Annotated in this window: 14 protein-coding genes; 6 read left to right on the plus strand and 8 right to left on the minus strand. The window is 58.0% G+C overall.

Going from position 1 to position 17,675, the window contains the following annotated elements; all coding sequences use genetic code 11:
• The first annotated feature begins 144 nt into the window (after window positions 1-144).
• From TU86_RS12915 to TU86_RS12925, 3 genes are read left to right on the plus strand one after another with little or no spacing between them, the layout of a single operon-like run.
• Window positions 145-1,110, plus strand: a complete 966-nt coding sequence (locus TU86_RS12915; protein ID WP_048364694.1) for an HlyD family secretion protein — start codon at window positions 145-147, stop codon at window positions 1,108-1,110.
• A complete protein-coding gene (rbbA, locus tag TU86_RS12920) occupies window positions 1,107-3,839 on the plus strand; it encodes a ribosome-associated ATPase/putative transporter RbbA (protein ID WP_048364695.1) in 2,733 nt (910 codons plus the stop codon). The genes TU86_RS12915 and rbbA overlap by 4 nt, the downstream gene beginning before the upstream one ends.
• Entirely contained in the window at window positions 3,839-4,957 is a 1,119-nt protein-coding gene (locus TU86_RS12925; RefSeq protein ID WP_048364696.1) for an ABC transporter permease, read from the plus strand. Before rbbA ends, TU86_RS12925 begins: the two co-directional genes overlap by 1 nt.
• Window positions 4,958-5,017: 60 nt before the next feature.
• Here TU86_RS12925 and TU86_RS12930 read toward each other — a convergent pair whose 3' ends face one another.
• The gene (locus TU86_RS12930; RefSeq protein WP_048364697.1) at window positions 5,018-5,422 is read right to left on the minus strand and encodes a flagellar basal body-associated protein FliL; all 405 of its coding nucleotides are present in this window, start codon (window positions 5,420-5,422) and stop codon (window positions 5,018-5,020) included.
• Window positions 5,423-5,540: 118 nt separating this feature from the next.
• A complete protein-coding gene (locus tag TU86_RS22155) occupies window positions 5,541-6,278 on the minus strand; it encodes a TonB family protein (RefSeq protein WP_053076020.1) in 738 nt (245 codons plus the stop codon).
• 275 nt (window positions 6,279-6,553) lie between these two features.
• Here TU86_RS22155 and glpT point away from each other — a divergent pair, with 275 nt between their 5' ends.
• Entirely contained in the window at window positions 6,554-7,897 is a 1,344-nt protein-coding gene (gene glpT / locus TU86_RS12945) for a glycerol-3-phosphate transporter (RefSeq protein ID WP_048364698.1), read from the plus strand.
• On the opposite strand, the gene TU86_RS12950 is transcribed toward glpT, so the two are convergent.
• Window positions 7,894-8,541, minus strand: a complete 648-nt coding sequence (locus TU86_RS12950; RefSeq protein ID WP_048364699.1) for a gamma-glutamylcyclotransferase — start codon at window positions 8,539-8,541, stop codon at window positions 7,894-7,896. The genes glpT and TU86_RS12950 overlap by 4 nt on opposite strands.
• A gap of 272 nt (window positions 8,542-8,813) precedes the next feature.
• Here TU86_RS12950 and TU86_RS12955 point away from each other — a divergent pair, with 272 nt between their 5' ends.
• Complete coding sequence (locus TU86_RS12955) at window positions 8,814-9,263, plus strand: hypothetical protein (protein ID WP_048364768.1); 450 nt, start codon at window positions 8,814-8,816, stop codon at window positions 9,261-9,263.
• 170 nt (window positions 9,264-9,433) lie between these two features.
• On the opposite strand, the gene TU86_RS12960 is transcribed toward TU86_RS12955, so the two are convergent.
• The 5 genes from TU86_RS12960 to trxA all read right to left on the minus strand — a co-directional run bounded on the left by TU86_RS12960 (window position 9,434) and on the right by trxA (window position 15,883).
• Complete coding sequence (locus TU86_RS12960) at window positions 9,434-10,402, minus strand: CDP-6-deoxy-delta-3,4-glucoseen reductase (protein WP_048364700.1); 969 nt, start codon at window positions 10,400-10,402, stop codon at window positions 9,434-9,436.
• Window positions 10,402-11,868 carry a 4-hydroxy-3-polyprenylbenzoate decarboxylase gene (gene ubiD, locus TU86_RS12965; RefSeq protein WP_048364701.1) on the minus strand — a complete coding sequence of 489 codons (1,467 nt, stop codon included), beginning with the start codon at window positions 11,866-11,868 and terminating at the stop codon, window positions 10,402-10,404. The genes TU86_RS12960 and ubiD overlap by 1 nt, the downstream gene beginning before the upstream one ends.
• A 69-nt stretch (window positions 11,869-11,937) precedes the next feature.
• Window positions 11,938-13,938: an acyltransferase family protein gene (locus tag TU86_RS12970; protein WP_048364702.1), complete on the minus strand. Its 2,001-nt coding sequence runs from the start codon at window positions 13,936-13,938 to the stop codon at window positions 11,938-11,940.
• Between the two features lie 121 nt (window positions 13,939-14,059).
• Window positions 14,060-15,319, minus strand: a complete 1,260-nt coding sequence (gene rho, locus TU86_RS12975; RefSeq protein ID WP_047272818.1) for a transcription termination factor Rho — start codon at window positions 15,317-15,319, stop codon at window positions 14,060-14,062.
• 234 nt (window positions 15,320-15,553) lie between these two features.
• Entirely contained in the window at window positions 15,554-15,883 is a 330-nt protein-coding gene (trxA, locus tag TU86_RS12980) for a thioredoxin TrxA (protein WP_016783018.1), read from the minus strand.
• A 278-nt stretch (window positions 15,884-16,161) separates the two neighbouring features.
• Here trxA and ppx point away from each other — a divergent pair, with 278 nt between their 5' ends.
• The gene (gene ppx, locus TU86_RS12985) at window positions 16,162-17,664 is read left to right on the plus strand and encodes an exopolyphosphatase (protein WP_048364703.1); all 1,503 of its coding nucleotides are present in this window, start codon (window positions 16,162-16,164) and stop codon (window positions 17,662-17,664) included.
• The last annotated feature ends 11 nt before the right edge of the window (window positions 17,665-17,675 follow it).

The raw sequence follows: 17,675 nt of genomic DNA on the forward strand, positions 1-17,675 counted from the left end.
TTCGCCGTCTTGGGCTGCGACCTCAGAATTTACCGGGCAACAACCGATATAAGCGTCTACCCTTTGCCCTTCCTTTGACTGGCATCAAACCGCCAAGGCAGTGAGACCGTCAAACTAGAGCGCTCTGTGACACAGGATGTCGGCATGTCGAAGAATCACCGTATTTCCCATTATTTCGTTATTCCTTTGGCAATCCTGCTGATGGCAGCAGGTGGGTTCGGTTACTGGAAATCCCAGCATGACCGCCTCCCTGAAGGCATCAGCATGGGCAACGGCCGACTCGAGTCCACAGAAGTACAAATTGCCGCCAAAATCCCGGGGCGCCTCGCCGATGTACTCGTGGACGAAGGCGACCGTGTGACCAAAGGCCAACTGCTGGCCCGCATGGACACCCGCACCCTTGAAGCATCACGCAACCAGGCGGAAGCCGAAGTGTTGCGCGCCCGCCAAACCCTGGCGGCCAATGAAGCTAACGTGCAGTTGCGCCAAAGCGAAAAACTGCTCGCCAGCCAAGAACTCAAACGCTTCCGCCAACTGGCTCAGCGCGGATTTGCCAGCGGCCAACTGCTGGATCAGCAACAAGCGCGCTTTGACACCAGCAACGCCGCCGTGGTCGCCGCGCAAGCCCAAGTCGCCGCAGCCAGGGCTGCTATCCACGCCAACGAAGCACAAGTGGCGCAATTCACCAGCGAAATAGATGACAGCAGCCTGCGTGCGCCCATCGACGGCGTGATTCAACTGCGCCTTGCCGAGCCCGGCGAAGTGCTGGGCGCAGGCGGACGCGTATTTATGATGATCGACCCCAGCGACCAGTACATGAACCTGTACCTGCCCGCCTCGGTGGTCGGCAAACTGACAGTCGGCGCCCAGGCGCGGATCGTGCTCGATGCCCTGCCCGATCAGGCACTGCCTGCCAAAATCAGCTTCGTCGCGGCCAAGTCACAGTTCACCCCCAAAGAGGTCGAAACCCGCGACGAGCGTCAAAAACTGGTGTTCCGCGTCAAATTGCGCCTCACCGACCCCAGCGCCGTGCCGCAAGCCAAACCGGGCATGCCGGGCGCCGGGTATGTGCGAACCGCCGACGTGGACTGGCCGGCTAATCTGCAATGAGCAACCTGGCGCTGAACGCCAGTGGCATCAGCCACCGGTATGGCAAGCAGCAGGCACTGCGCGATATCTCGTTCAGCCTGCCCAAAGGCACCCGTTGCGGGCTGATTGGTCCGGATGGCGCAGGCAAATCCAGCTTGCTGGGCCTGATTGCAGGGGTCAAAAAACTGCAACACGGCGCCCTTGAGGTGCTCGGCGGCCCGATTGACGACCGCCACCACCGCAACACGCTCTACCCGCTGATTGCCTTTATGCCCCAGGGCCTGGGCGGCAACCTGTACCCGGAGTTGTCGATCAGCGAAAACATCCGTTTTTTCGGCACCCTGTTCGGCCTGTCCAAAGACGACTGCGAACAGCGCATGGCCAACCTGCTCAAGGCCACTGACCTCGAACGTTTTGCCGAACGCCCGGCGGGTAAGCTGTCAGGCGGGATGAAGCAAAAACTGGGGTTGTGCTGCGCGCTGATTCACGAACCCGACTTGCTGATCCTCGACGAACCCACCACGGGCGTCGACCCGCTGTCACGCCGACGTTTTTGGGAGTTGGTCGACGATGTTCGCAGCCAGCGCCCTCAACTGACCTTGCTGGTAGCCACCGCCTACATGGAGGAGGCCGAGCAGTTCGAGCACTGCTTGATGCTCGATCGCGGCACATTGATTGCGTCCGGGCTGACCCCCGCACTGGCAGGGGTTACCGCCACTGGCAAACTCGACGCTGCGTTCACGCACTATCAGGGCGATACGGGCCACAGCAATGAGCCGCTGGTCATTGCGCCGCGCACTCACGGCAACAATGACATCGCCATTGAAGCCCATGACCTGACCCTCAAATTTGGCGATTTCACGGCCGTAAACAAGGTTAGCTTTGCCATCGGCCGCGGGGAGATTTTCGGTTTTCTCGGCTCCAACGGCTGTGGCAAAACCACCACCATGAAAGTCCTGACCGGGCTGATGCCCGCCACCGAAGGCAGCGCCAAGTTGCTCGGTAACCCGGTGGACGCCAAAGATTTAGCCACCCGCAAACGCGTGGGTTTCATGTCGCAAAGCTTCTCGCTGTACGGCGAGTTGAGCGTGCGCCAAAACCTGGTGCTGCACGCACAGTTATTCGACTTGCCCAAGGCAGACAGCCGCGCGCGCATCGAGGAACTGATCACGCGTTTCGACCTTGCAGAAATTGCCGATCAGCAGTCCGGCGAATTACCACTGGGCCTACGCCAGCGTTTATCGCTGGCGGTCGCGGTGCTGCATCGCCCCGAGGTGTTGATTCTTGATGAGCCGACTTCCGGCGTCGACCCGGCAGCGCGTGATGATTTCTGGCGGTTGCTGATTGAACTGTCGCGGGATCAGGGCGTGACGATTTTTTTGTCCACCCACTTCATGAACGAAGCCCAGCGCTGCGACCGCATTTCGTTGATGCACGCCGGCAAAGTGTTGGCATGCGACACCCCCGATGCGCTGCAACAACAGTTCAAGGGCGAGACGCTGGAAGCCGCGTTCGTCACCTGCCTGGAGCAGGCCCAAAACGAACAGGGCGCCAGCGCGCAGCCCACCGCCGAGTCAGTCCAACGCCCGGCTGTTAACGCGCCACCACCGCCGAGCAAAAGCGGGTTCAGCCTGTCGCGTTTGATTGCCGTGGCCAGCCGCGAGTCCAAAGAGCTGTTGCGCGACAAAGTGCGCATGGCCTTCGCCTTGTTGGGCGCGGTGTTCATGATGGTGATCTTCGGATACGGCATTTCGCTGGACGTGGAAAACCTCGCGTTCGCCGTGTATGACCAGGACCAAAGCCCGCAAAGCCGCGCTTACCTCGAAGCCTTCCGCAGTTCGCGCTACTTCGAAGAGCATGCGCCGATCCAAAGCACTGACGAACTGCATAAACGCCTGCAACGCTCGGAGATAAAAATTGCGTTGGAAATCCCCCCCGGATTTGGCCGCGACCTGTACGCCGGACGCCAGCCCACGGTGGCGGCATGGCTGGATGGCGGCATGCCGTTTCGCGCTGAAACCAGCCGCAACTATGTCGAAGCCGTGCACACGGCCAACCTGGAGCAACTGGCCGCCCTCAGCAGCTTGAAGCAAAACAAACAGGCTGGCGCCAAACTCGAAACCCGTTTTCGCTACAACCAGGATGTGGTCAGCGTCAACGCCATTGGCCCTGGCGTAATGGCGCTGATCCTGGCGTTTATTCCGGCCATGCTCACGGCGCTGGGCATCGTGCGCGAAAAAGAACTGGGTTCCATCACCAACTTTTACGCCACACCACTGACCCGGCTTGAGTTCTTGCTGGGCAAACAGGCGCCGTATCTGGCAGTGAGCCTGGTCAACCTGGCGTTGTTGGTGGCCATGAACCGCTGGCTGTTTGGTGTGCCCTTTAAAGGCAGCGGCTTGACGCTGGCGCTCGGCGGGCTGCTATACGTGCTGGCGACCACCAGCATGGGCTTGTTGATTTCTGCCTTCACCCGCACCCAAATCGCGGCCATTTTAGGCACGATGATCATCACCAGCCTGCCAACGATTCAGTTCTCGGGCCTGATTGTGCCGCGCTCCTCGCTGGACGGTTCGGCCGCACTGATGGGCATGCTGTTCCCGGCCGGGCATTTTCTGGACATCGCCGTCGGCACCTTCACCAAGGCTTTGGACGTGCGCCAACTGTGGCCGCAATGCCTGGCGCTGCTGGGGTTCTTCGCGGCCTTTACCGGTTTGAGTTTGATCATGCTCAAGAAGCAGGAGGTGTGATGCACAAGCTCTCGCATATCCTGCGCCTTGGCCTTAAAGAACTCACCAGCCTGCGCCACGACAGCGTGTTGCTGCTGTTTTTGCTCTATGCCTTCACCGTTGCGATTTACATGCCTGCGGCGGGTTCGATCATTGGCGTGCACAACGCCAGCGTCGCGATTGTCGATGAAGACCACAGCGCCCTGTCACGCAAACTCAGCGAATCATTGCTGCCACCCGAATTCAAACCCCCACAGGCTCTGCCCTACGATCAACTGGATGCGTCGATGGACGGTGGCCAATACACCTTCGTGATCAACGTGCCCGCCAACTTTCAGGCTGACCTGTTAGCCGGGCGTGAGCCGGGTGTACAGGTCAACGTGGATGCAACGGCCATGAGCCAGGCGTTCATGGGCGCTGGGTATATCGGGCGGATCTTCCAGCGCGAATTGCTCGACTACACCGGGCAGGCCAATGCGGCCGCCAACACCCCGGCATTGATCAGCGCGCGGGCACTGTTCAACCCCAACCTGGAGGGCGGCTGGTTTTTGGCAGTGATTCAGATCGTCAACAACATCACCATTCTGGCGATTGTGTTGACCGGTACGGCGCTGCTGCGCGAGCGCGAACACGGCACCCTCGACCATTTGCTGGTGCTGCCGCTCACAGCGCTGGAAATCATGCTGGCCAAGATCTGGAGCAACATGCTGGTGGTGGTGCTCTGCACCTGGGTGTCGCTGGAAGTGATCGTTAAATGGGCGCTGGGCGTACCGCTGGCGGGGTCTTTGGCTTTGTTTCTGGGCGTGACGGCGCTTTACCTGTTTGCCAGCACCGCGCTGGGGATATTTCTTGCGACACTGGCCCGTTCAACGCCCCAGTTCGGACTGTTGGCGATCCCGGTAATCATCCCCATGCTCTTGCTCTCGGGCGGCAGTACGCCGCTGGACAGCATGCCTGAGTGGCTGCAATGGGTGATGCAGTGTTCGCCGTCGACTCACTTTGTGAGCTTGAGCGCAGCGATTCTGTTTCGCGGTGCCGGCATCGAGGTGGTGTGGCCAGACTTGTTGGCACTGACGGCAATCGGGCTGTTGTTCTTCGCCATCGCGCTCAGCAGGTTTCGCAAAAGCCTGGCCTCATAACGCAACCCCTATAGGCACCGGGCCTGCTCACGGCCCGTTCAGTGCCTACAGAGCGTGCGTTTACTGAACAATCAAATTGTTGAACAGCAAATCATCGATCTGCGGCTTGCCGGTTTCATCCGTCATCACCTGCTGGATCTGCTTCAGGGCCTCCTGACGCAGTTTTTCCTTATTCTCGACATTGCCCAGGGTTTCGCTGGTCTGCTGGGTGAACAAACCCACCAACTGATTGCGGATCAGCGCATCGTTGGCCTTGACCAGTTTGGCGGCTTCATCGCCCGTCACGCGCAGGGCAATATCCGCCTTGTACACCTTGAGTTTCGGGCTGCCATCCAGACCGTAATTACCCACAAATGGCGGGCTCAGGCTGATGTAGCTGACCTTGGTGTCACCCTCTTTGGCTTCTTCGGCGACTGCTGCCATCGGCAAGGACAGGGCCAGCATCAACATGATCCACGCTTTCACAATTCGCTCCTTAGTACGGTTTGCGGGCAAGCATACGGGGCTGCTTACGGGCCTATCCACTGTTATCGGCCAGTGTTTACAGAAAAGTAGCCCATTGAGACCAATGCGCGCACCCGTGTCAGGTCTGCGTACTGGGCACCCGTAATGCCTGCACGCTCTGCGGTAACGCCTCCACAAACGGGCGACTGACTTTTTTCTGACAGGTGCGTGTGGTTTTGATCATGCCCTGTGAAAAATCAGACATCACGTCCGAGAATTGTTGGGCAGACAGTTTTTTCTCGACATACAGGTCGATCAACCGGTGCTGAGTAACCGCAAACAAGGTGAGCTGAGTGAGCGGTACATTTATATTTCGCCGCCTGTGTTGGGCGATTTCATTATTGAGCTGAAGGCAGGTGGCACCGCCAAGGTCGAATGTGCGTATGTCCCCCACCGCTGCACGCCCTTCACCCAAGCTCAACACCAGCCACGCGATCATCTCAACCTGCTTCGGGCTATCACCCTCAAGCGGCCAGCTCGAAAACCGCCACTCACGAATAACATCTTGGGTGGCGCTCGAAAACGCCGGATGAGCGCTGTAAAAAATGTTCGGATCAACCACCGAACCCTCCGCGCTCACCATAACGTGCACCCGGACTAAGCCGCTCATACCCATGCGTTGCAACTCAGTGGGGTATTGAGGCTCCACCTGGTAGATGAGCGATGGCGCAAACGTATCCGCACCCGCGTTTAAGCACATCAGTAACCCGACCAACACCACTAAACACTTCACTGCCATGCCCCACATTTGCTGATGCGCCAGGTCCACGCAGAAGCGGTCAATAATAAAAATGTGTAGCCAATTCTTGCAGGTCATAGGCTCCGAACCTCTCGTGGGAGGCTTCCGATCAAACCGCTCGCACAGCCCTTATAAACATCAGAACAGCGGCTTAATCTGTCGGTTTCAGGGCATTTCCCACATTTGAAACCTGTATTGGGCAGCGGGTCGTTTTATACCTGTGCGACATGTTCATAAGTGAACATGCCATGTGAGTTGTTTCCCTTCGTTTCAGATGAGAAGACCTGTCATTTTCGGTAACGAAAATGTAACGTTCGGGCCCGCCGATATAACAAGAAATTTGGAGCTCTTGAATGTTTGCTTTTTTCCGACCTGCCGCACATCAGGCCCCGCTGCCTGCTGAAAAAATAGACAGCACTTATCGACGCCTGCGATGGCAGATTTTCGCCGGTATCTTTTTTGGTTACGCAGGCTATTACCTGCTGCGTAAAAACTTCTCGCTGGCCATGCCGTACTTGATCGACGAGGGCTACACCCGCGGTCAATTGGGCCTTGCCATGTCGGCGATTGCCATCGCTTACGGCTTGTCGAAGTTCCTCATGGGCCTGGTGTCCGACCGCTCCAACCCGAGGTTCTTTCTGCCCTTTGGTTTGCTGATTTCAGCGGCCGTCATGTTCATTTTCGGTTTCGCACCTTGGGCAACGTCCAGCGTCACCATGATGTTCATTCTGCTGTTCATCAACGGCTGGGCGCAGGGCATGGGCTGGCCGCCCAGTGGCCGCACGATGGTGCACTGGTGGTCGCAGAAAGAACGCGGCGGTGTGGTCTCCGTGTGGAACGTGGCGCACAACGTGGGCGGCGGTCTGATTGGCCCGCTGTTCTTGCTGGGTATGGCCTGGTTTAACGACTGGCACGCAGCGTTTTACGTACCGGCCACCGTGGCGCTGCTGGTGGCGCTGTTTGCCTTTGTGACCATGCGCGACACCCCGCAGTCCGTCGGTTTGCCGCCGATTGAGCAATACAAGAACGATTACCCGGCCGGTTACGACGCAAGCCACGAAGACGAATTCAGCGCCAAAGAGATTTTCGTCAAATACGTGCTGCGCAACAAAATGCTGTGGTACATCGCCCTGGCCAACGTGTTCGTTTATCTGCTGCGCTACGGCGTGCTCGACTGGGCGCCGACGTACCTGAAAGAAGCCAAGCATTTCACCGTGGATACCACGTCGTGGGCGTACTTCTTCTATGAGTGGGCGGGTATCCCTGGCACGCTGCTGTGCGGCTGGATGTCGGACAAGATCTTCCGTGGTAATCGCGGCCTGACCGGCATTGTGTTCATGGCGCTGGTGACCGTTGCGACGCTGGTGTACTGGCTCAACCCGCCGGGCAACCCCACCGTGGACATGATCGCGCTGTTCTCCATTGGCTTCCTGATCTACGGGCCGGTGATGCTGATCGGTTTGCAGGCACTGGAACTGGCACCCAAGAAGGCCGCCGGTACGGCAGCAGGCTTCACCGGGCTGTTCGGTTACCTGGGCGGTTCGGTAGCGGCCAGCGCAGCCATGGGCTACCTGGTTGACCACTTCGGCTGGGATGGTGGCTTCGTGCTACTCATCAGCGCTTGCCTGTTGGCCATTGCGTTCATGATTCCCACCCTGCGCCACAAAAAAGAAGCCAGCGAAGAGCGTCATGCTTAACGCTTGATCGTTGTGCAGCGCTTGAGCCGCGCCTCCAGGTTTCGATCTGGCATGGCGTGGCTACGCAGGGCGCTTACGGTTTGCTCGACGTAATCGCGGGTGCTGCCGTAACGCCCGCTGGCGTTGGCCAGTACCTGATCCAACACGTCATCTGGCAGGTTGCCCGCATAGCTGGGCAAATGCCGCTCCAATACAAATCCCAACGCCTGAACCTGGCTGCCATCCTCAAGACGGCAGGTGAGCCAATGTGGCCGATAGGACGGCACCGGCATTTCGCGCAACCACAGCGCATAAAGTGCCGCATCGAGGTTTTCTTCCGCCAGCCGATAGGCAAAGCCGCTGCACGAACCACCGCGATCCAGCCCAAAGACCAAGCCTGGCCACTGCGGTGTGCCGCGATGTTCGTGAGACCACAAATACAGCCCGCGATGGTAGCCGTGCACACGGCCACGCACGCGTTCGACCGCTGCACATTCGGGTCGCCAGATCAGTGAACCATAAGCAAACAGCCACACCGGGCCACCTTTATGGCGCGCCATAGTGCCATGCAAAGAACGCAGCAATTGTTCGGGGGTCAACGGCGCCCCGAGGTCAAGTCGCGGGGGATAAGCAGAGGGCAGACAGGCAGATTCGATAACAGTCATAACAAATGAGGATGGGCCTTACGCGCCAGCATGAGTTAAACAACATCGCGTGCCGAATCTTATAGCACTAAAAAAGAAATGACTCGCGCCGCCAGATATATGGCCTGTCAGTGCTGTAAACCAACGCTACGCTCAGGTGTGTCTATGTTGATCTGTTCGGGTCAGGTTCAGGTTCCCCGCAACCAATGTCTCTATAGTGGCTCGCCACAGGCGCACGCCTAACTGCCAACAGAGGTCCACGCATGAAGAAATCAGGAATCTGTGGCTTGTTGATGTTGCTCAACGCCAGCGCCGCGATGGCGCAAGATGACACGCAAGAGAAAGACAAAGACTTTTGGTACGTACAAACCAGCGTCTACACCAAGCACTTTTCGCCCGACCCCGAGCACAATAACAACCAGGATCTGATCGGCCTTGAGTACCACGACCGGTCTGGATGGCTGGTGGGCGGGGCAACATTTCGCAACTCGTTTCGCCAGCGTTCGTACTACGCCTACGCCGGTAAACGCTTCGACAGCGACACGTACCCGGTGTATTTCAAGCTGACAGGCGGGTTGCTGGAAGGCTATCACGGCGAGTATCAAGACAAGATCCCGCTCAACCGCTTTGGGGTGGCGCCGGTCATTATTCCCTCAGTGGGCGCTCACTACGGGCCGGTCGCTGCCGAGTTGGTGTTGCTGGGGTTCAATGCAGCGATGATTACCACCGGATTGCGCTTTTAACGACAGGCGCACGTGATTCTGGCGGGCCAGCAACGCGTAGCCGCTGCCGCAGGCGGCGTCCGATTGCGAAGCAATCGTGAAGACTGTCTGCGAGCAGGCCCTTGCGACGGCTGCGTCATTGATCACAGCCTCGCATTACTCCTCAGTTACTACCTGTCTAGTGCGTTGGATCAGGGCCGCGGACAGTACGCGAATACATCGGCGCGCATTTGGTGAGCGTCCATCCCTGCATTCACCAAAGCATCGAGGGTGCCGTAAACCATCGCAGGCGAACCGCTGGCGTAAACATACACGCGGCTCAAGTCGCTGATGTCTTCGCACACTGCTTCGTGCAACAACCCACAGCGCCCCTCCCAACCACACAAGTCACTCACGACTTTGTGCAAGTACAGGTTGGGGATTTTTTGCCACGCGTCCCATTCCTCCAAGGTGTAGAAGTCTTCTGGACGACGCACACCCCAGTACAAGTGCACGGGGTACGGGAAACCCTCCTTACGGCAATGCTCGATCAGGCTGTGCATCTGCGCCATGCCTGTACCGGCAGCAATCAGCACCAGCGGGCCGTCCGGTAATTGGGACAAATGCGTATCACCAAACGGCAGTTCAACGCGGATCATGCCATTGCGTTGCAATTGTTCGATCAGGCTAAGGGCGCTGTCTTCGCGCACCAGCACATGCAGCTCAAGATCACGCCCGCTGTGCGGCGCACTGGCCAGCGAGAACGCGGACTTTTCACCGTTCTCGCGCTCCAGCATCACGTACTGGCCTGCGTAATAACGCGGCGCCTTGCCAGCCGGCGCGCGCAGGCGCACCCGCCACACGTCGCCGCCCACTTCTACGCACTCAACCAACAGACACGACACGGTTTTCACCGGCAACTCCCCTAACGCAAGCACACCGTCCCACAACACGATGCAGTCTTCCTGCGGCTGCGCCAGGCAGGTGTAAATCTCACCATGATCACGGGTCTCGCCCGCCTGCTGCACGCTGCCTTCTACCAGCAAGGCGGCACACACATGGCAATTACCGTTACGACAGCTTTGTGGGCATTCATAGCCCAAACGCTGCGCCGCATTCAAAATCGGCTCGCCAGGCAAGGTGTCCAACACCGCGCCTGATGGCTGCAAGGTTACTCGCATCAATCTATTCCTAATTGATTCCAGATGTCATCGACCCGGCGTGTCACCGCCTCGTCCTTGACGATGACTCGGCCCCATTCACGCGTGGTTTCACCCGGCCATTTATTCGTCGCATCCAGCCCCATCTTCGAGCCAAGACCCGATACCGGCGAGGCGAAATCAAGGTAGTCGATTGGCGTGTTTTCGATCATGACCGTGTCACGTTTGGGGTCCATGCGCGTCGTGATCGCCCAGATCACGTCATTCCAGTCACGCGCATTGATGTCGTCATCGGTCACGATCACGAACTTGGTGTACATGAACTGACGCAAAAATGACCACACGCCGAGCATGACCCGCTTGGCGTGGCCCGGATACGACTTTTTCATGGTCACAATGGCCATGCGGTACGAGCAGCCTTCAGGCGGCAGGTAGAAGTCGGTGATTTCCGGAAACTGCTTTTGCAGGATCGGTACAAACACTTCGTTGAGTGCCACACCCAGAATCGCGGGTTCATCCGGTGGACGGCCGGTGTACGTGCTGTGGTAAATCGGTTTGACCCGGTGGGTGATGCGTTCAACGGTGAACACCGGAAAGCTGTCCACTTCGTTGTAGTAACCGGTGTGATCGCCGTAAGGGCCTTCAGGGGCCATCTCGCCGGGGTGAATCACGCCTTCAAGGATGATTTCCGCGGTGGCGGGCACTTGCAGGTCATTGCCGCGGCATTTCACCAGCTCGGTGCGATTGCCCCGCAGCAACCCGGCGAACGCGTATTCGGACAGGCTGTCCGGCACCGGCGTCACCGCACCGAGAATAGTTGCAGGGTCTGCACCCAGGGCCACCGATACCGGGAACGGCTGGCCGGGGTGTTTTTCACACCACTCGCGGTAATCCAGTGCGCCACCCCGGTGACTCAACCAACGCATGATGACTTTGTTGCGGCCAATCACTTGCTGACGATAAATACCGAGGTTCTGGCGGTCCTTGTTCGGTCCCTTGGTGACGGTCAGGCCCCACGTAATCAACGGTGCCACGTCGCCCGGCCAGCAGTGCTGAACGGGCAACATGGCCAAGTCGACATCATCGCCTTCGATCACGACTTCCTGGCACACCGCGTCTTTGACGACTTTCGGGGCCATGGAAATGATCTTGCGGAAGATCGGCAATTTGGACCACGCGTCTTTCAGACCTTTAGGCGGCTCAGGTTCCTTGAGGAACGCCAACAGCTTGCCGATTTCGCGCAATTCACTGACCGACTCCGCCCCCATGCCCATCGCCACGCGCTCAGGCGTACCGAACAGGTTGCCAAGCACCGGGATCGTGTGGCCGGTCGGGTTCTCGAACAACAGCGCCGGGCCTTTGGCACGCAGCGTGCGGTCGCAGATTTCGGTCATCTCCAGCACTGGAGAGACGGGAATCTGGATGCGTTTCAACTCTCCGCGCTGCTCTAGCTGCTGCACGAAATCCCGAAGATCCTTGAATTTCATTGACGTTGGCACCCTCAAAATAGGCGTACATCCTACCTGCAATGCCGCCCGCTGGCAGCTTATCGCTGCTTAGCGGGCAGTATTGGCTTCACGCGGGCCGGACGGGTTTGACTCGGTCACGGTTTCAAACAGCGGCGCCACTACGGGCAGCATCAACTTGGCACCCGCTTCGGACAGATGATTGTCGTCGGTGTACAACGCGTCACCGTCCCGCTCAGCCCGACATAAACCGGTGGCATCGCACAGCTGTGGTGTAGGGTCCAGCACCTTGACGCCGGGGTCACTGGCAGCAATTTGAGCGAACAAACGGTTGATAAAGGCCGTGTGTTTGAGGTGATCGGCCAGCGGAAAACCGGTGCCCTCTGTGGGCTTGTTCAGCATCGCTAAACGGCTCAAGCGATAAGGCGGATTGAACGGCTGCAACGGCGCCTCTTTCATCAGCCACACACGATGGCCGGCCTGACGCAGCTGTTTAATGCGTGTGCGCAAGCCTTGCGCCAGTTGCTGCTCGGCCACCTCGCGGTCGTAATGGCCATCCGCTGCTTTCAGCGCATGACCCCGATCACCTTTGGCATCGCCATAAAGATAAAGGCTCCAGCGTGCCACCAACATCACGTCGCTCACCGGCTCGGTGTTCAATGTGCGCACCACACGACGGTTGTAGTCCGCGCATCGAGCGCCGTGCTCCAGCCCTTCAAGGGGCAGACAACCCGCCGAGCTGGCCAGCATCACATTGACCCCGTAGCGCTCGGCGCTGTCTTGCAACGCAGGGATCAGCGCCGTGGCGTGGCTGTCGCCCCACACCAGTAACTGCGCAGGGGCATCGGGCGTGCCGTATCGGCAAAACGGCGTGTCTGCGGGGCTTTTGTCATCCGTGATACAGGCCATCAATTCGGGCCGCCAGTGGCTGGCGTTGGCGTACTGCAACGCCTGCTCTGACAAACGCTGCGGCAAACCATCACTCCAGCGCAGCGCTTGCCCGGCCAAACCCAATACCAGGATGCCCACACCCGCGGCCGCCAGAATCTGCCGCCGCCCAGCTAACAGTCGACGCTCACGCAAGGGCGTTTCGACAAAGCGCCAGGACAAATAGCCCAAGATCAACGTCAGCGCGATGAGAGCGCTGGTCAAACCCGCGCCAAATTCACCCACGCTGGCATAGCTGCCAAACACAAAGACCGGCCAGTGCCACAAATACCACGAGTAAGAAATCAGCCCGAGACCGACCATTACCCGCGTGCTCAACAAACGCCCCACCCAAGTGGTGTGATGCTCATTGGCCCAGATCAGTGCCACCACGCCCAGTACCGGCAGCAATGCCGCGGCACCGGGGAACGGTGTGCTTTTGTCGTAACCAAAGACCGCCATCAGGACAAGCCCCAGCCCCAAGAGGCTGAAGCATTGCGCCGCCGCAGGTGTCAGGCGTTTTTGGGTGACAGGGGCAATGGCCAGCATGCCGCCTGCCAACAACTCCCACGCCCGCATCGGCAACAGAAAAAACGCCTTTTGCGGGTGCAGGGCAACGGCCCAGACGCTCAAGCCAAACGAAATCAGCAGCAGGCCGAACAACGCCAGTCGCCAGTGCTTAAAGCGAGCCGACAGCACAGTCAGTACCAGAGGGAAGACGATGTAGAACTGTTCTTCAACGGCCAGTGACCAGGTGTGCAGCAACGGTTTCAGGTCGCTGGCCGCATCGAAATAACCGTCCTGGCGCATGAACAGCAGGTTGGACACGAACAACACCTGGTAACGCACGGAGCGGCCCAGTTCTTCGTAGTCCTTGGGTGCCATCAAAAACCAGCCAGCCACAAGGACTGCCGCCAGCAGTACAAACAAGGCGGGCAGGATACGTCGCGCTCGGCGAGCCCAAAAATCCACGAAACTAAAACGCCCCGCTTCACGCTGGCGCCAGATGATCGAGGTAATCAGGTAACCGGAAATGACGAAGAACACATCAACGCCGACGAACCCGCCGGTGAAACCGGGCACCCCGAAGTGAAAAAGCACCACCGCTATCACGGCAATTGCGCGCAGGCCATCAATGTCCCTGCGATAAACAAGTGAACTCATAACGCTCAGCACCCGTCAGTAGAGTGCTGTTATTGACCGGCGCTCAGCGCAAACCTTCCTTTTTTTTGCCCAAAAAAAATGGCGCCCTTGCGGGGCGCCATTTTTTGATCGAGAAACCGTGTTACTTGCGTTTCATCGACAGGAAGAACTCATCGTTGGTCTTGGTCTGTTTCAGCTTGTCGATCAAGAACTCGATCGCTGCGACTTCGTCCATCGGGTGCAACAGCTTGCGCAGGATCCACATGCGTTGCAGCTCGTCATCGGCGGTCAGCAACTCTTCACGGCGGGTGCCGGAGCGGTTGATGTTGATCGCAGGGAAGACGCGCTTTTCAGCGATTTTGCGGTCCAGAGGCAGTTCCATGTTGCCGGTGCCTTTGAACTCTTCGTAGATCACTTCATCCATCTTCGAGCCGGTTTCAACCAGCGCGGTAGCGATGATGGTCAGCGAGCCGCCTTCTTCGATGTTTCGCGCCGCACCGAAGAAACGCTTAGGCTTCTCAAGGGCGTGGGCGTCAACACCACCGGTCAACACCTTGCCGGAGCTTGGGATCACGGTGTTGTAGGCGCGGGCCAGACGGGTGATGGAGTCAAGCAGGATCACCACGTCCTTTTTGTGTTCGACCAGGCGCTTGGCCTTCTCGATCACCATTTCGGCCACTTGCACGTGACGGGTTGGCGGCTCGTCGAAGGTCGACGCAACCACTTCGCCGCGCACCGTGCGCTGCATTTCGGTCACTTCTTCAGGACGCTCGTCGATCAACAGAACGATCAAGTGAACTTCAGGGTTGTTACGCGAAATGTTCGACGCGATGTTCTGCAACATCAGGGTCTTGCCCGCTTTTGGCGGAGCAACGATCAGACCACGCTGACCTTTACCGATGGGCGCGCAGAGGTCGATCACACGACCGGTCAGGTCTTCAGTGGAACCGTTACCGATTTCCATCTTCATGCGGACGGTCGGGAACAGCGGGGTCAAGTTCTCGAAAAGAATCTTGTTTTTCGCGTTCTCGGGACGATCGTAGTTGATCGTGTCGACTTTCAGCAGTGCGAAGTAACGCTCGCCTTCTTTTGGCGGGCGGATTTTACCGACGATGGTGTCGCCGGTGCGCAAGTTGAAGCGACGAATCTGGCTAGGCGAGACGTAAATATCGTCCGGGCCGGCAAGATACGAGGCGTCAGCGGAGCGCAGGAAGCCGAAGCCGTCCTGGAGGATCTCCAGCACGCCATCACCGGAGATTTCCTCGCCGCTTTTCGCGTGCTTTTTCAGCAGGGAGAAAATCACGTCCTGCTTGCGCGAACGGGCCATATTTTCTATGCCCATTTGTTCGGCCAATTCGAGCAGTTCGGTAATCGGCTTTTGCTTGAGTTCAGTCAGGTTCATATAGGAATGACGTAATCATTTATGGAGGGGGGAAATTAAGCTTTTGGCTTAATGAGGCCGCGCCGCAGAGAAGGCGACAGGATCGCGTACTAATTCGATAAGGAGTGCGTCGGCGACGGCTTGCAGGGGGCAGTGGAGAAACCAGTGCGGGGCCGAATGTAACACTTGCTTTTCATAGCGTCTAGTCCTTGAGCCATGAAAAAGCCCCGCATTTTGCGGGGCTTTTATCGACACTTAAATGTTAGCGTCGAGGAATGCAGCCAATTGCGACTTCGACAGCGCACCGACCTTGGTGGCTTCGACATTGCCGTTCTTGAACAGCATCAGCGTCGGAATACCACGTACGCCATGCTTGGCCGGGGTTTCCTGGTTTTCATCGATGTTCAGCTTGGCAACAGTCAGCTTGCCTTTGTAAGTCTCTGCGATCTCGTCCAGAACTGGCGCGATCATTTTGCAAGGGCCACACCATTCAGCCCAGTAGTCGACCAGTACAGCGCCTTCAGCCTTGAGAACATCGGCCTCAAAGCTAGCGTCGGTGACGTGTTTAATAAGATCGCTGCTCATGGAAGTCTCCGTGGTTGTAAGCAAAAACGTAGCACATCATAGCCGTCATCACCGCGTTCAGGAAGCTGAGGCTTAATTGAGTCTGACTATAAAGAAGCATGAGTCAGAGTATGGCTGATGAATTTAAACATCGCGTCCGTGGGTTAACGCCTTTAATGATATGAAGCCAGACGTTACGAAAAATTGCTTGAGCCACATCAAGCCTTCTGACATCACGCGTTGGCGCGAGCGTTTGATCGTGGCACGATGGCGAAGTTATCGACCGAGACCCCTCAACCATGCCCCAATCCCAAGCCAAGAATCCGTCCCTGATCGCCGCCATTGATCTGGGTTCTAACAGCTTTCACATGGTGGTGGCCAAGGCTCAGAACGGTGAAATCCGTATCCTGGAGCGTCTTGGTGAAAAGGTGCAGTTAGCAGCCGGCATCGACGAAGATCGCAAACTCAACGAAGAATCCATGCAGCGCGGGCTCGATTGCCTGAAACGTTTTGCCCAACTGATCAACGGTATGCCTTTGGGCGCCGTGCGGATTGTGGGTACCAACGCCCTGCGTGAAGCACGTAACCGCAATGAGTTCATCGTGCGCGCCGAAGAAATCCTCGGCCACACAGTAGAAGTCATTTCCGGACGTGAAGAAGCACGCCTCATTTACCTGGGCGTGTCCCACACCCTCGCTGATACGCCGGGCAAGCGCCTGGTGGCAGACATTGGCGGTGGCAGTACCGAATTCGTCATTGGCCAGCGCTTTGAACCGTTGTTGCGCGAAAGCCTGCAAATGGGCTGCGTCAGTTACACCCAGCGCTATTTTCGCGATGGCAAAATCACCCCGGCGCGTTATGCACAGGCGTACACCGCTGCGCGCCTTGAGATCATGAGCATCGAACACGCCTTGCACCGCTTGGGCTGGGACGAAGCCATCGGCTCGTCAGGCACCATCCGCGCCATTGGCCTGGCCCTCAAGGCCGGCGGTCATGGCAATGGCGAGGTCAATGCCGAAGGTCTGGCGTGGCTCAAGCGCAAACTGTTCAAGCTGGGCGAGGTCGAAAAAATCGACTTTGAAGGCATCAAGCCTGATCGACGCACCATCTTCCCGGCCGGGCTGGCCATCCTGGAAGCGATCTTCGATTCTCTGGAACTGCAACGCATGGATCACTGCGACGGCGCGTTGCGTGAAGGGGTGCTGTACGACCTGCTGGGCCGCCATCATCACGAAGACGTACGCGAGCGCACCCTCAGTTCGTTGATGGACCGCTACCACGTTGACCGCGAGCAAGCGGCACGGGTTGAGCGCAAAGCCTTACGTGCTTTCGACCAAGTGGCCAAGGCGTGGGATTTGAAAGACGGCGTATGGCGTGAATTACTGAGCTGGGCGGCCAAGGTGCACGAAGTCGGCCTCGACATCGCGCACTATCATTTCCACAAACACGGCGCCTACTTGATTGAGCACTCCGACCTTGCCGGCTTCTCCCGTGAAGACCAGCAAATGCTCGCGCTATTGGTACGCGGCCACCGCCGTAATATTCCCAAAGACAAGTTCGCAGACTTTGGTGAAGACGGCATCAAGCTGATTCGCCTGTGCGTGTTGTTGCGCTTTGCGATTTTGTACCACCACATCCGTGGCGACCAGCAAGCCTCGCAGGTAAAACTGCGGGCCGATGGCGATCACCTTGAAGTGATCTTCCCCGAAGGCTGGCTTGAGCAGAACCCGCTGACCCAGGCCGACTTTGAGCAAGAAGCACAATGGCTGACACGGGTCGGGATTGTACTGACGGTGTCCTGAATTGAGCCTGC

Origin of the sequence: Pseudomonas weihenstephanensis, assembly GCF_001043055.1 — a bacterium.
GTDB classification, from domain to species: domain Bacteria; phylum Pseudomonadota; class Gammaproteobacteria; order Pseudomonadales; family Pseudomonadaceae; genus Aquipseudomonas; species Aquipseudomonas weihenstephanensis.